Annotated in this window: 9 protein-coding genes; all 9 read right to left on the minus strand. The window is 62.7% G+C overall.

The features are described 5' to 3' along the window. Positions 1 to 10: 10 nt before the first annotated feature. The 9 genes from ACZ5M5_RS15640 to ACZ5M5_RS15680 all read right to left on the minus strand — a co-directional run bounded on the left by ACZ5M5_RS15640 (position 11) and on the right by ACZ5M5_RS15680 (position 15,841). On the minus strand, positions 11 to 3,313 hold the full coding sequence (locus ACZ5M5_RS15640; RefSeq protein WP_464737569.1) for a condensation domain-containing protein: 3,303 nt from the start codon (positions 3,311 to 3,313) through the stop codon (positions 11 to 13). After that, on the minus strand, positions 3,310 to 4,179 hold the full coding sequence (locus ACZ5M5_RS15645) for a phytanoyl-CoA dioxygenase family protein (protein WP_060742322.1): 870 nt from the start codon (positions 4,177 to 4,179) through the stop codon (positions 3,310 to 3,312). The genes ACZ5M5_RS15640 and ACZ5M5_RS15645 overlap by 4 nt, the downstream gene beginning before the upstream one ends. Before the next feature lie 11 nt (positions 4,180 to 4,190). After that, positions 4,191 to 4,595 carry an AMP-binding enzyme gene (locus tag ACZ5M5_RS15650; RefSeq protein WP_464737570.1) on the minus strand — a complete coding sequence of 135 codons (405 nt, stop codon included), beginning with the start codon at positions 4,593 to 4,595 and terminating at the stop codon, positions 4,191 to 4,193. Further along, positions 4,520 to 5,731 carry an AMP-binding protein gene (locus ACZ5M5_RS15655; protein ID WP_464737571.1) on the minus strand — a complete coding sequence of 404 codons (1,212 nt, stop codon included), beginning with the start codon at positions 5,729 to 5,731 and terminating at the stop codon, positions 4,520 to 4,522. Before ACZ5M5_RS15655 ends, ACZ5M5_RS15650 begins: the two co-directional genes overlap by 76 nt. Next, a complete protein-coding gene (locus ACZ5M5_RS15660; protein WP_464737572.1) occupies positions 5,732 to 9,115 on the minus strand; it encodes a non-ribosomal peptide synthetase in 3,384 nt (1,127 codons plus the stop codon). It abuts the gene before it with no gap. A 100-nt stretch (positions 9,116 to 9,215) separates the two neighbouring features. Further along, entirely contained in the window at positions 9,216 to 11,111 is a 1,896-nt protein-coding gene (asnB, locus tag ACZ5M5_RS15665; protein ID WP_464737573.1) for an asparagine synthase (glutamine-hydrolyzing), read from the minus strand. A gap of 3 nt (positions 11,112 to 11,114) precedes the next feature. Continuing rightward, the gene (locus ACZ5M5_RS15670) at positions 11,115 to 14,381 is read right to left on the minus strand and encodes an AMP-binding protein (RefSeq protein WP_464737574.1); all 3,267 of its coding nucleotides are present in this window, start codon (positions 14,379 to 14,381) and stop codon (positions 11,115 to 11,117) included. Continuing rightward, positions 14,378 to 15,358: a SagB family peptide dehydrogenase gene (locus ACZ5M5_RS15675; RefSeq protein WP_060742317.1), complete on the minus strand. Its 981-nt coding sequence runs from the start codon at positions 15,356 to 15,358 to the stop codon at positions 14,378 to 14,380. Before ACZ5M5_RS15675 ends, ACZ5M5_RS15670 begins: the two co-directional genes overlap by 4 nt. A gap of 6 nt (positions 15,359 to 15,364) precedes the next feature. Beyond that, positions 15,365 to 15,841: an antibiotic biosynthesis monooxygenase family protein gene (locus ACZ5M5_RS15680; protein ID WP_060742316.1), complete on the minus strand. Its 477-nt coding sequence runs from the start codon at positions 15,839 to 15,841 to the stop codon at positions 15,365 to 15,367. Positions 15,842 to 15,850: the final 9 nt, after the last annotated feature.

Genomic DNA, 15,850 nt, shown 5'->3' on the forward strand with positions numbered 1-15,850 from the left:
TCCACCAGCGTCAGTGTGCAACCCAGCTTGAACTTCGCCTGCGCGGCTGGCTGTCGTACCCCCGTAAGGAAAGTTCGCCCGGCACGGAGGGCACCGGTGGCAGATTCTGGAACGTAAACATGGTTTCGAACAACGGCGAAGCATCCATATGCCGTTGCGGTTGCAGCGCCTGGACAACCGCCTCGAACGGCGCCGCCCCATGCGCAAGGGCCTCATGCACCGTGTCGCGCGCGACCAACAGCAAATCGCGTAGCGAAGCGGACGCATCAATACGCAAGCGCATCACGACCGTATTGACAAACAGCCCCACTATCCGGTCAGTGCCCACTTCGTTGCGGTTCGCGATGGGTACGCCAATGCTCAGGTCGCTCTGCCCCGTATGCCGCGACAGCACTGTTGCAAAGGCGGCCAGCAACACGGCGTAGACGGTTGCGTTCTCTGCCCCAGCGAGGGAACTCAACTGCTTGTACAGCGGCGCAGACAGCCGAAACCCATGGCGCCCTCCCCGCTGCGAAACGTCCGTTCCCCGGACTCGCGCCGGTAGCGACAACGTAGCGCTCGCGCCCGCCAGTCGCTCGCGCCAGTAGCTCAGGTCGGCCCCGACAGTTGCCTTCACAGCATGCGAGGCTTTCCAGCAGCAGTAGTCGCGGTACTGCCCCGGCAGCGCGGGCAAGGCCCGGTCACCGCTATAGAGGCGCAACCAATCGTCAAAGAGCACCCCCAATGACCAACCGTCCGCCACAATGTGGTGAAGCGTCAGGTACAGGAAATGGACGGCGGGGTCACGGGTCCGCACCAGCAGCGCACGGGCCAACGGCCCCGTGCGCAGGTCGAAAAGCGCATCGACCGCCTGCGCGATCGATGCGGGGGGAGACGACTCTGAGCCAGGCAGCGAATCCCAGAATGTTTCGTTGAGCGCCACACGCTCAACTGGCAGGATGCACTGGCGCACCAGCCCATCGGTCTCCAGAAAGACGGCGCGCAATTGCTCATGTCGACGGACCAACGCCGCGAACGCCGTGCCGAGCGCCTCGGCGTCGAGCGGTCCATCGACGCGATAGACATTTTTCAGGACATAACGGTCGGACGGGCCGATTAGCCGGTCCAGTATCCACATGCGCGCCTGCGCCTCGGACACCGGATAAGACACGCTGCCGTCCGCCTCGATCTGAGCCGAGTGGGCACTGCGTACCTGTGTTTGTTCATACCAAGGCCGTACTTTGGCGCTGGCCTGGTTCGGGTACGTCAAGACGGCAAAGCGGGCTGCAGTGCGGGTATCGAATAGTTGGCGAAGCGTGATCGAGCAGCCGAAGTGGCCGTTGGTCTGCGCGACGATCAATGCCGCCGTCAGCGAATTGCCACCCGAGCCCAAGAAGTCATCGTCCGGACCAAGGGAGGAAATGCCCAAGGCCTGCGACCAGATGTCCAGCACCTGGGTCTCGTGCGGGTCACGCGGCTCTTGGCTGCTCGAGAAGGTCTCGGCCTCTCGACCGGTCTGCCACAGCTCGTCGAGGTCCGGGATACCGCCGATCGACTCTGACACCCATGGAATAATGCGAAAGAGGCTCGGTACACAGAATGCCGGCAGCGATGCGAAAAGATGCCGGCGCAACGCCGGAAGGCGGAATACCCCGGCCTCGACGACCAGGTGGATGGCAAGGCCGCGGGTCTCATCGAAAGTCAGCAGTGCCTGACGAACGCCGGTGACGGCTTGCGCGCAGTGTTCGATTGCAGAGACTTCAACCCGCCTACCCTCCACCTCGAAAAACGCAGGCCTCACCTCGTAAGGCTGAATGCGGCCCTCCGCGGTCCGTCGCGCCAGGATTCCCGTACGCACGACTTCCCCACTTTGGTGGCGGCACAGCTCACCCGCGAAGCCGGGCGGCACTGGGGCTCCCCATGTGTCCTGTACAACCAGGACGCTGCCCTTGTGATCGGTCTGAGTGAACCCCAGCGTTTGCACTGGCGCGCGGGGTTGCGCCGCGGCGTCCGCCAGGATGTTCAGATAGGTGCTGTGCCAAGCCCGCACAGTAGTGGCATTGAAGAGGTCCGCATCGTACTCGAACAAAATCTCCACGCCGTCGTCTTTTTCGTAGGCCGTGACTTTGAGGTCGTAGGCCGATCCAGTGTCGATGCCACCGAACTGCTCAAGCTCAGCATCTGCGATGCGCAAACGCCGGCCCGCTCCCGCCATGAACGAGAACATCGCCTGGGTGAAGGGTACGCGCGCCGGATCCCTCATCGGACAGAGGCGATCGACCAGATACTGGAACGGGACCGCCTGGCGCTGCATGCCATCGAGTGTCGTGGCCATCACCTGTGCGACAAAATCGCAGAACGGCTGCTCGGACCGGACATCGGACACCAGGACAATGGTATTGAAGAACAGCCCCACCGTTCGGTCGAACGTGCCATCTTCACGATTGGCCACCAGGGTCGCAACCGGCACTTGCGAGCACAGTGAAAGCCGCCACAGCAGCACGTTGTAGGCGGCCAACATCACGGGAAACAGGGTGCCACGCGCATCGCGCCCCACCTTCCTCAACGACTGCGAGACCTCCCCCGCCAACCTGCCACTCACAGTGGCACGCCCCAATAGGGGCGTTGTCGGGCGCGGCCGATCGGCGGGGATGGGAAAGCGCACCGGCAGGGCCTGGAGAAGCGCCGTCCAGTAAGCGACCGCTTTGGCACCCTCGCGCGACTGTAGCCAAGCCTCCTGGTGGCGCGCGAACTCGAAGTACGGTGCTGGCGCTTCAGCCGTGATCGAAACGCCGGTGTAGCGCGCTGCCAAGTCCTGCTGTAGCAACCCCATGGACCAGTCATCGGCCAATAGATGATGCAACGTCATCAACAGGTAGGCTTCGTCAATGCGGGTGCGCACCAGCGTAACGCGAAACAGCGGTCCTGCCGCGAGATCGAACGGTGCTCGGCCAAAACGTGTACGTATCTCGGCCAGCCGGGCTTCGATCTCGTTGGATGGCAGCCCGGACCAGTCATGCACAAGGCAGTCGACCGGCATAAGGCCGTCGAAGCGCTGCACGACACCTTCCGCGCTGTCGGTAGACGGCACCAGCCGGATATGCAACGCCGGATGCGCGGCGAAGGTTTGCGCCAGGCTGAGCGACAGGCGTTCCAGGTCGATCTGCCCGCGCAACAGCAGCATGTCAGTCATGTGGAAGTGCTCGGCTTGAGGATCGAGCTGCATCGCGCGGTACATTTGCCGCTGTCCCCAGGTAAGCCGCGCCTGCCAGGTGTCTTCCGAACCTGGCGAAGGCTCCAGCCGATCTGCCGATGGTTGATCGTTCGCGCTCATGGGACAGACCGGAAGTTGTCGGCGAGCGTCTGCGGGCTGGATAACGCCCAGGAGACGGGATCACCGTGCTGCGCCTGGCGATGTTCCTGACGCCGGAAGTAGTCCGCGCCGAACCCGGGCGAGGTGAACATGCCGTAGTAGAGCCAGCGCCCACCCTCGGTGAACTTCTCTGCACGGTGGTAGCCGCGCGTATCGGCAAAGACAAGTGTGCCGCAGGGCCCGCCACATGAAACGGACATGGCCTCCAATTGGGCGCTGTCGATAGTTTCGCGACTGCCGCGAAGACTTCTATGATGAGTGCCGCGAGCGTAGCGCATGGCGCCATTGCGTTCGTTGACGTCTTCGAAGTAGACAAAAACACGCATGACCATCGCGTCGCAGGCGCCGTCACGGTGCCACTTCCCGTTCTCCGAATGGTTGGAGAATGCGTTCCTGAACACCGCATACTTACGCAGTTGGGTGAACATCCCGAAGTAGCCATTCACGATCTCGAGAATTGGCGACTGGCACGCGAAACGGGCAAAAATACTATTGGGATCGAAGTGAGGATATGAGCCAAGCACGTTGGACATGAAGGCATAGGTCTTGGCCTGGTCCGAGCCGGCAGGTACGACTTTGCGGCTTCGCGCCTCGACATACTGTGCGCGCTCGCGCAGTTCGTCGAACAAGCGTTGCATGCCCGGAAAACGGTCAATGCTACTCAAGGCCAAGCCATTTTCGTTGAGCTCTTGCATAACGCGCTGCCCCTCTGCGCAGAGGACGCTGCGGTGATCACGAAATTCGCGCGTGGCACGCCGATTCAGCAGGTTACGGTACAAATAATCGCATTCGGCGATACGGTGGAGAAGTCGGTTGGCGATACGCAAGTTTGTGGCTCCTAGACTTCGAAAGGTTTCAACATGCCCAGCAACTGCTCGACCCCGCGGCGATCAGTCTTGCCACGCGCATTACGCGGCATCTCGTACACGAATTCGATAAAGTTGGGGACCATGTAACTCGGGAGCGTCGCCGACAAGCGCTGCCTCAGATACCCGGCGAGCTCCACGTTCATGCCTTGTTCTTCAGGCTGCACGAGGGCAACCAGTTCGGCGCGAGCGCCCTCACGGTGCAAAACAACCGCGGCGGCCCGCACACCCGCTTCGCGCAGCAGCGCGACTTCAATCTCCTCGGGCTCGATCCTGTGCCCGCGCAGCTTGATCTGCAGGTCTAGCCGACCCAGGTATTCATGGACACCGGCGCGGCAACGGACGCGGTCGCCACTGCGATAGAAGCGACCGCCCAAGGCCGGAAGCTCCACGAAGGCAGCCGCGGTCGCTGCTGGCGCGTTGATATAGCCCATTCCGGTAGCGACACCCCGATCAGCAGTTCGCCGCTCTCCCCCTCAGGGACACATTCAAGATCGGCATCGACGATATGGAGTACCGCGCCCGGTATCGCTTTGCCGATCGGAACACTATCGCCCAGCGGGGCGCGACGCATCAGATGGTGGGTCACGTCGACACCACACTCCGTGGGGCCATAGGCGTTCATCAACGGGACTTCACAACAATCAAACCAGCGGCGCACCAGTGCCACCGACAGCGTTTCGCCAGCGGTGACCGCGACCCGAAGCCCCTCGCCCATTCCACCCGGACGGCGCGAAACGGCATCGACGAACACGGACAAGTAACTGGGAACCGCTTGAAATACCGTTACGCTGCGGTTGACCATCGCTTCGAGCAGCGAGGGTGGATAGGCGACTGTCTCGCGGTCCATCACCGTCACGCAGGCGCCCACCAGGCCCGCGGCCAAAAACTGCCAAACCGACAGATCGAAGCCGAACGGCGCCGTCTGCGCTATCCGGTCATCGTGGTTCAGGCCAAGGTCCTCGACCTTGGCCCACAGATGGTTCAGTAAATTGGCTTGCGAGAGCACAGCGCCCTTGGGCTCGCCACTTGAGCCCGAAGTGAAAATCACATAGGCCGGGTCTTCGGCACCACCGCCAGTGAAACTTTCGTCCCACAACGGCCCCAGCGCCGCCCACTGTTTCAGATCGACAACGGGGCAGTCTGCTCGCAGATCGCCCCCATCGGCTTCCACCAGCACCCGTGCGCATCCGCTCGACGCCAGCATGCGTTGCCTGCGCGCCAGCGGTAGCAGGGGGTCGAGCGGCACGTAGGCGGCACCCAACTTGAACAACGCCAGGATCGCCGCAAGCGTGAGCACGCCGCGCTCGCAGGCGATGGCCACGAAAGCGCCCCGCTCGACGCCTGAGCGCCGCAGTTCGGCGGCGAAGCGGTTCGCCATGCCGTCGAGTTGGGCATAACTGGCCGAACCGTCGCGATCCTCCGCGGCCGGCAGCGCGGCATGCGTGCGCGCCGTGGCTTCGAACAGACGGATGTAAGGGGCCAATGTCCTCGATGTATTGGTGCAAGCCATTTAGAGTTCAATGTCCTCGAAGCTCGACGTATCGCATGTCCACGCAATCAGCTCACTCAGCCCTGCAATCGTGACAGCCTCGAACACGTACCGGACCTCCAGCTTCACGTCCAGCTCGGACTGGATCCGCTTGACGATCTTGACCGCGCTGAGAGAGTGACCGCCCAACTCGAAGAAGCTGTCGTAAATGCCGATGGCCTGGCCGGCTGGCAGATCCAACACATCCCGCCAGATGACGATCAGTTGGCGTTCCAGATCGGTCCTGGGCGTTCCGTCGGGCTTGGTCCCGGCCGCTTCCTGCGGGCTCTCGCGCTCGGCCAGCGCGACGCGATCGATCTTGCCGGTACGGCCACGCGGTAGCTCGTCGAGCTGAACGATGCGCGCCGGCACCATGTAAAACGGCAGCTTCGCCTGGAGGACTGTGCGCAACTGCTCGGACAGCGGCGCCTGCACCGTCTTGCGCTTGACGGGAAAGCGCGCCCTCAACAGCTGCGCCAACCGACCGACTTTCTCCACGGAAAGTGGCTGCGCCTTCACATAGGCCAAGAGAATGGGCTCGCCATGTGGGCTGGCCGAGACGACCACCGCGGCCTCCTCGACCCCTTCGATGGCGGTCAGCGCATACTCGATCTCTGCCAAGTCGATCCGGTAGCCGCGGATCTTCACCCGATGGTCGCTGCGCCCCAGAAGCACAAGCTCGTCCCTCTCGTTCCAGGTACCCAGGTCGCCGCTGCGGTAAAGTCGCGCACCGGGCTCGCCGAAGGGATCGGGCATGAATTTCTCAGCCGTGAGCCGCGGGTTGCCGAGGTAACCCTGTGCCAGACTCGCACCACCTATGGCGATCTCCCCGGTCACGCCGGTGGGCACCGGCTGCTGGTAGGCGTCGAGCACGTGCAGCACGGTGTTGGGTGCGAGGCGCCCGACAGGCACCAGGCCCTCGCCCTCGCCCTCGCTGCCATCGCAGGCATGGAAACTCACCGGACAGGCCTCTGTCTGCGCATAGCTGTTATACAAGGTCGCACGTGAGGCTTGCGCAAAACGCGACGTGAGCTGTCCGTCCAGATTCTGCCCGACGCAATACACAAGCTTGAGCTCCGGACAGCGGTCCAACAAACGTTCGTCGAGCAACACAGACAGCACTTGCGGCACCACGCTGAAATGCGTAATCCGGTGCTGTTGCAGCATTTCGCCCAAGTAAATCGGATCTTGATGCCCGCCTGGTCGGCACAGCACGACGGCCGCACCGTTGAGCAGTGGCCACAACAGTTCGCCCACCAACCGGGCCGAGCTCGTCGGCGCATTCAAGAGCAGCCGATCACCCGGCCCGATCGGATGAGGACAGGTTTGCGCTAGTTGGCCGTTGAGCACGCCTGCATGGGAAAGCACCACTGCGTTAGGAACGCCTGTCGATCCCGAGGTCATGAAGACGAATGCGGGGGTTTGGGCAGGAATGTGGCGTCGCAGCGTCTGCGCACCGCAGCCGGCCTGCGCCTGTCGCGAAATCAAGTGCTGCGGCACAGTCCCCGCGATATCGACCTCGGCGTCGCACAACAACATCTCGATGCCATGGGCCTGTACCGTCTCCTCGATGCGTGCGACCGGTGCCGCGGCATCCAGCAGCATGCTCAGATCCCCGGCGCGCAGGGCAGCCAGCAGTGAAACGACCATCCCTGAGGATCGATCTGCAAGAATCCCCAGACGGCGCTGTGGCTCGCGGTCAGCGCGTTGCGGCAGTGCTGCGAAGGCGGCGCATGCCGAGGCCAGCTCGCGATAACTCAGTGTCGTGCCTTCGTCTACCAGCGCCGGCTGATCGGCAAAGCGCCGCACGGCTTCCTCGAAGCAACTATAGATATCGGTGGGCGGCCCTCCCGCGCACGCCTTGCCACGCTGGGCCGCCTGCCGCTCGGCAAGCTCCTCGGCGGTCAGCAGAGGCAGCTCGTGGATACCCACGTGCGAATCATCAACCCCCTGCTCCAGCACCCGCAGGAAATCCCGAATCATGCGTTCGACGCGAGCCTGCGAGAACAGCTCCACGTCATACTCCAGCCCGCCCAGCACCTTACCGTCGCGTTCACGCAGGTACATGTAAATGTCGTACTTGGTCGTCGGGTGCGGAACCGTGAAGCGTGGCTTTTGATGCAGCGTACCGGTGTTGATTTGGGGCAGTTGGATGTCCGCCCACTGGATGTTCTGAACGGAGAAGAAGGCCCGGAACAACGAATAGCGGCTCAACTGCTGGCCTTTACCCCGTGTACCCAGAGCCTCCACCACCGCCTGGAATGGCACGTCCTGATGCTCGTAGGCTTCGAGTGCCGAAGTCTTTACCCGTTGCACCGCCTCGCGAAACGGCGTGTTATCGCCCAACTCAGTGCGAAGCACCAGCGAATTGATGGTGAAACCGATGACGTCACGTAGCTCATCGCGCTCGCGATTGGCATGCGGCGTACCCACCATGATGTCAGTCTGGCCGGTGTGGCGCGAGAGCATGATCTTGTAGGCGGCCAGCAACACCATGTAGAGGGTCACGCCCTCGCGCTGGGCGAAGGTTTTTACCTTTTCCAGCAGTGGCGCAGGCACCAGCACCAGGCTGTTGTTCGCCCGGTGACTGCGCTGCTGGGGAACGGGGAAATCAGTGGGCAGTTGCAATTGCGGTGCGTCTTCGAGCCGGCCTACCCAGTAAGACAGCTCGCGCGCATACCTGTCGCTGTCGCACTGGCTGCGCTGCCAGATCGCATAGTCGGGAAACTGCACCGCCACCGGCGGAATCGAGCAGGGTCGGCCATGCAGAATATCGTCGTAGTGAATCCGTACCTCACGGTCGATGATGGCCACCGACCAGGTGTCGCAAATGATGTGGTGGAGAGACACCAGCAGCACGTGCTTACCAGGTGCCATCGTCAATAACGTGAAGCGGATCAGCGGCCCATGTTCGAGATCGAACTGGTGAGCGGCCTCCTTATCGACCAGCTTCCATCCGCTCGTTTCCCTTAGCGCCTCGGGCAGCGGTCGCAGGTCGACACGCTCCAGCACGGGCGGCCAGCAGTCGTGCACCACATGCACCACGGCCTCGGCATCCTGCCGGAATGTCGTGCGCAAGATCTCATGGCGTTCGATCATCCGGGCAACGGCCAACAGCAGCACCGCCTCATCGATCTCGCCTTCGGGCAGGCCCATTGGGTAAACCACATTGTGCGCGGTGTCGCCGCCGGCATAGCGATCGATGAACCAGAGCGGCTCCTGATAGCTGCACAGCGGAGTGCGAGCCTGAGGCGCACGCGCGGGGATGCGCAGCGGCTGTTTGGTCGCCAGCCCCTTATCGGCCAGCAGCGTACGGTAGCGCTCGAGTTGCTCGGCGGACAGAAGCAATGTGTCTAGCGTGCTCAAGATCTGATCCCCATCGTGTCGCGCTGATGCGCCTGTTTTTTTGAAGGTTCCCCCACCCTGAGGATGAGAAAACGGACGTCGAAAATCGCCATCGCGGTGTTCACTCAGTCACCGCGAAGCAGTGCTGCAATACGAAAAAACTCAGCGCCATCGTCAGCAGGCTGTCCACGCGTTGCGCCATTTTCCCCGACAGCGACGGCAGTCGCGCCTCGAGCCGCAGAAGCTCTTGTACATCGAAGATCCCCGAATGCTTCACAGAACTGTCGTGCAGCACCTCCCGCAGGTAGCGTCGGAACGGACCGTCGCCAGGCTGCGCGAAGACCGCTGGGGCCTCGAAAGGTCGCTTGGCTGCGCAACGCGCCGCCTCGGGCGTCAACGCCGCGACGGCCTCACGCAGAAAACGCTTGTTCTCAGCCCCCTCGACAAGCCACTCATCAGGCAGCATGGCCGCGACAGCGGTGACCCGGTTATCGAGAAACGGGTAGCGCGTTTCGATACCGTGCGCCATATCGAAACGCTCGGACACTAGGATGTGGTTCGCGAACATCGACTTCTGCCACAGGTGCAGCGATCGGCGCAGACCAGACGCTGCGGACGCGCCCGTTTGCTGCATGAGCACCTCGTAGGGATTGAAGTGGCGAAACGCTTCAAGGAACTGCGTGCGCAAAAGAGGGCGCAACCCACTGCGCTGGTAGTTCCAACTGGCAAGCAGATAGGGCACCTGGCCGCCAAAACGATCGGGGTCCATGTCAAAAAGAGGCAGCGGCTGACCCAGCTCGGCCGCCAACCCCTGACGCCCCCCCTCCAGCACCTGGGTCATCAGGCGAGCGTGGTTGTGCGAGCGCGCACAAAGCCGCTCGACGCTTGAGAAGCTGTATCCTGCGAACAACTCATCGGCGCCATCACCCGCCAGTACTGCCTTATAGCCGCTACTGGCCAACGCCCGCCCCAGGATCCAGCGTGCAGCGCCAATGGTGTTGAAACCGATGGTCTCGGCATGGCGCACCGCATCCGCGAAGTGGTCGACCAGTTGCGCCTCGCTGACCGGGACGACTTCGTGCCGCAGCCCCAGGCTGGCGGCAATACCGGCGGCCTGCGTTGCATCGTCGGTGCCGGCGCCGAAGTCGACGGTGAAGGCACTCAGCCCTTCTCTTCCATGACGTGCAGCCAGTGCGGCCACCGTAGCCGAGTCGACGCCCCCACTGAGGTAGCAAGCCACGGGGCCATCCCCCTGGAAGCGATCCTGCACAGCATGGCGCAAGCCATCGACCAGCCGTGGCATCCATTCGCGCGGCGCAGACGCGAGGTGCTGCCGCGCCGCGTCGTGCGCCTCGTCCACCGCGCTCAGCAGCGGTGTGACCCCATAGCCTTGCGTGCTCCATTCAAGCACATGACCCGGCGGCACTTGGTGAATGCCCTCGAACAGCGTCTGGGCTGGCCCGATCGAGGCGAAGAAATGCTGGAACAGCGCCGCGTGGTCCCAGCGGGGCTGCGCGCCAAGCGCGATCAGCGCCTTTATCTCCGAAGCGAGGTGAATGCCTTGGTCCGAAAGTCGATAGAACAATGGCTTTACGCCCCAGCGATCCCGGATGGCAAACAGCTTGCGCCGCCGCGCGTCCCAGATCACACCGGCGAACTCCCCGTTCAGCTCACGAACATAATCAATACCCAACTGCAGGTAACCGTGCGCCACAACCTCGCAATCAGAGTCGGTGGCGAAGCACGCGCCGGCAGCTTCCAGTTTTTGGCGCTGCGCCGCGTATTGGTAGATCTCGCCATTGACGACGACATGCACGTCATCCGTGTGGAAGGGCTGCGTCTGTTCGCGGGCGCCGACCATCGCAAGACGATGAAAACCGATGCCGCACAAGCCGTCCGCCGACAACCACGAAGCGCGACCATCAGGACCACGGTGGCGCAGCGTGTCGAGGGCGGCGTCCAGCGTGACAGTGGGCACAGGTGCTTGGTGATGGCAGGCAACGACGAATCCGCACATAGATCAAGGCTTCCCTGGCAGATTCTGGCCGTGGCGCAACGTACGCGGACGCCGCCCCTGCCACTTGGCTGGCGCATGCTTAGGTCCCTCCGCCGGGGTGTTCTCCCCTTCCGCCAGCCAACGGGCGAGGCTTCGTGCAGTTGGAAAGGTGTAAAGATCCACCAGTTCGGGCCCGGTGGCGGCGAGCGCCGAGAGACGGGCATGCAGCCGTGCCAGAATGATCGAAGTGGCGCCCAGTTCATGGAAATTCTTGTCGGCTTGCACCTGCGGCACATTCAGCTCGGCGCACAACACAATCAGGATTTCATTCATCCATCGAGCTTCATCCAAGCCCCGGGACGGATCTCGTGACGCGAGGCCTGATGACAGTTCCGCACTCAGTGCATCCATGTCAGGCTTGCGATTGCGCGTGAGGGGAAACGCGACGCGGTGAACGAAGCGAACCGGCAACATGTATTTCGGCAACACCTCACGGGCGTAAGCCGCAAGCCGCAGTCCCGGCAATGGTTGTCCATCGACCGTCGTGTAGGCGGCACAGAGGCCTTGTCCCGACAGATGCAAGCAGGCCAGTTGCTCGATCCCCTCGCACCCCGACAGTGCGTGCGCGATGGCGTCTAGCTCGACCCGGTAACCGTTGAGCTTCACTTGCCGGTCCGCGCGCCCGATGAACTCAAGTCCATGGGCGTGCGTGTAGCGCACCCGGTCGCCCGTGCGGTACATGCGCTCCCCGGCGAACCAGGGATCAGGCAAAAAGCTCGCGGCCGTGAGCCTCGGCTTCAAGTAACCTGCCAATTGCGGGCCACCCAGGTACAGCTCGCCAACACAATGCTCCGGAACCCATTGCAGCGTGTCGTCAAGGACATAGGCTCGCAGCCCCGCGAAGGGCTGGCCAATGCGCGCTCCCGGCCGGCCGTCGCCAATACGCGCACAGGTGGCCCACACCGTCACTTCAGTTGGGCCATAGAAACTCCAGGTTTCCAACCCCAGTACCGCAAAGGCACTGGCCAGCGCCGGATCGACCGCGCTGCCGCCGATACAAACCGTGCGCAGGCGTCCAAGGCCGTGACGCTCCAGCCAAGGTGCCAACAGGCGACAAGCGGCTGGCGTCAGCCCCAGGTGCGTAATGCCGTTACGTATGATCGTTTCGTGCAATGCGTTGGGTGACGCGATGCACTGCTCATCAAGTACCGTGAGCGTGTGACCATGGACCAGCGGGCCGAACACCTCCCAAATGGCGAAATCGAAACTCGCGTGGTGCGCCAGGGTCCAGTGCTGCTCCTCGCCCGCAAACATGAAACGGCTGGCCGCAATCAGGTGATGCAGGCTCGCACGCGAGACGGCTACGCCCTTGGGCGCGCCGGAAGAACCGGATGTGTGGATCAGGTAGGCGGTCTCGAATGAATGCACCACAGGCAACCGGCCAAGTGGTGCACCCTGCGCCCTCTCGCACCAACGCGCATAGAGGAGACCCGGTATCGGTAGCCCGGCAGCCACCTCGGCCTGGGAGGATGAAAACACCACGCCGCGCAAGCCGGCGCCCTGACAAGCCTCCACCAACCAGGATTGTGCCTGGTCGGGATGCAGCGGTGCGAAGGTAATACCCGCTCGCAAAGCCGACACCATCGCCAGTACGGTGTCGATTCCCCGCTCCATGAGGATGCCTATGGGACCCTCGCCTGGCATGAGGCGCAGCAGCTCGATCGCCATGCGCCGAGTGGTGTCCTCAAGTTCGGCATACGTGAGCGCCTGGTCGGCATACCGTACGGCTGTCACCCTCGCCCTCTCTCTCCCATGAAGAAGCAAGGCCTGCTCGACCAGATCTTCTGCGGGTTGCGGCACGATGCCCGCCGGACAACACCAGGCAGGCGGCTGCACGAAGCCAAGGGTGCCAAGCGGCGCCGCCGGCAGCTCGGCGAGCCACGCCGCAAAGGTGGGCAACTGTTCAATGCAACGGTCGACGAAATGCGCAGGCACGCAGGTTGGGTCATGCTTCAGGCCACAGGTCCAGGTTTCGTCCTGGGCATACACCGTCAACGCAAGCTCGTACGGCGAGCCTCGCTGCTCGACCAACAAGAGCTGCAACCAAGCGTCGTGGGCGGGTGCAGGCATCACGTTCCAAACGAACGCGACCTGGGTGAGCGCGGTCAGTCCCGGACGCAGCTCGTGCACCCGGGCCCGTTCACGCAGCACCTGGAACGGCACCGCGGCCAGCCGCACAGCCTCGCGCACCTCTGCCTGATTGCGCCGCAGCAGGTCGGCAAAGCTGTCCTCGGCGACCAGTCGTTGGCGCACCGGGAGCACGTTGGCAAAATAGCCGACAGTGTGGCCGAACAAGCGACGTTCCCGTCCATGCATGGGCGTCGCAACGCTGATGTCCGCTGCAGCGCAATTCACATGCAGCCATACCTGAAACAGCGACAGCATGACCACATAAGGTGTGACCCCATGATCACGTGCGCAACGCAGCAGCGTCTCGCGGACGGACGCGGGCAGAACGAAACGACGCTCCCGGGACCCGGTGTCAGGCATGGACGCGCGCAGGGTGTCCCCCCCAAATGACAGCGGCTGCGGTGGCGAAGCCATGCGCTCGACGAAGGCAGCGATACCCGTCTCTTTTTTCGTCATGAACATCTGTTGCGACGTTGCCAGCGACCAGGCGTTGGCATCGGCCAGGAACGCATCCTGAGCCTCAAGCGGTGCCCCCTCCTCCTCGGCATGGAGCGAGTGCAACTCGCGCAGCAGCAGCGGGAACGACAGAAAGTCGATGACCAGATGGTGCCCGGTAAAGACCAGCAGGCCGACGGTCTGCCCGGCGTTGCCATGGGTGGAGGCCGGCGCGTACCCGACGCTGCCGGCCGCCAGTGCATCAACCGCCTCGCGACTGGCGATCAGCAGGACACAGTGAAAGAGCGTCGCTGCGGTAATCTGGTGGGCACAGCTGAAGCGCTCATCGATAAAGGCCGACAGTCGAGCATGCGACCAATTGCAAGCATCCTCGAACGGTAATAGCTCGGCGTCGCTCAAATCCTGCAATGCGAGCGGATGGGCTAGTGCGTTACCCGTCGCGTCTTCGACGATCTGGCAACGAAGAATCTCATGGCGCTCGAGCAGGCGTCGATAAGCGCGCCGCAAGGCCTCGAGGTCGGGCAGCGTTCGTGTACGCGCGATCCCCAGCATTCCATACGTCTGGGCATCGGGAAACAGCCGCTGATGTCGCCACAGCGATTGCTGGTTCATCGAGAGCGGATGCCCCACCCGCGCCGGGCTCATGAGATGGAACCTCCCACCAGCGAATGCAGGCAGGCCTGGTCATCGTCGAGTTCAAACCAGTTGCGAACCGGCTCGAACGCGAAATCGCCAATCGCGCACAGGCCGATGCCACAGGATGGCGCACGCATGCGCAGCAACTGTGCCATGGCGCCGGCCTCCAGCAGGCAGTAGTCGCGTGCACGGTCGCCATAGGAAGGTTTGATGGCTGCCGGACGCGACACCAGGTAAATGGCAAAAGCCGCGTCACGGTAAAACGGTGCGTTGAAAAGAGGCTCATAGAGCGACTCGTCGAACACCAGGTCCGGTGACAGCAGCCAAAGCTCTCTGCGAAGCGGATGGTAGTAATAGAGCCCGCACGGCAGGCCGTCTACCCTCCCAGCCTTTGCGTAGAGGTAGGTTTGCACTGGATAGAGTGCGCCTGCCGAGGCATACCCTGCATGTGCGGACGCACCTCGCTCCGGCAGCTTCAGGGCATCGAGCAATTGCGCAATGCCTGCCAGCGCCAGCGGTTCGTGGCCAAATGCGCGTACGCTGGCGCCCACGATTTCGACTGGCGACAGACCTTCAGCCAGCATCACCACGGGCCAGCCAGCGTCGTGGCGGATACCCGTGACGGCAGGTAAATCCAGGTGCGCAGTCTCAGTCACCGCCTGGGAGGCAGCGTACTGTGCGGGTTCGTGCGCCTCGCATTCGCGTGTTGCCTCGACACTTTTTGCCAACTCAGCGATCGAAGGTTCGAAGCTCACGTCCTCGAACTTCAGGCGCAACCCCATTTCATCTTCGATCAGGTTGATGATACGTACCAACTCCATCGAGTTGGCACCCAGACCAATGATGTTGCTACCCACATCAGGCACCACGACCCCGAGCACCGTTTCGACAATGCGTCGAATCCGCTCGACAGTCGACAGTGGCCCGCCGGGCTCCGCATCGATAATGGGCAAAGCCTGATTCTCGAGTTCTCGGGAAAGGGTCATGGGCTGTCAGTTCTTCGCTGCATCGGTTACGACGGGAGCATTCACCTTGTGCTGCTCCACCAAATACAGCTCATAAATCGGACGACGAACGTACATGCCCTCGCCGTAGCCATAGTTCGTCTTCGCGCCGACCGGATGTTCACCGCTCGTCACCTTTTGCAGGAAGGCATCGTACGCAGCACGATCACGCCAGACCGTGACGTGCTTTACGGGAGCCGACGTGTCGCCAGTGGCAGGCAACAGTAAATAGGACTCCATCAGACCGTCGAGATGCTTGGATTGGGCTGCATATTGCTGCTTGTAGAAATTCTGGAATTCCTGCTGCTTCGTCGGATTGACGTAGACGCTGACGATCGATACGACCTGCCCGGCGGAGGTGCTCGCCTGGGGCGCACTCCCACCGCTCGGTTCGGCCTGAGCCCAGGCCTGTCCGCAGGTCAGCGCGGTGAGAAGCCAGAACGTAGCAGGGATCAGTTTTTTCATTTTATTGGT

It is taken from the genome of Pseudomonas sp. Van50, from assembly GCF_055390755.1.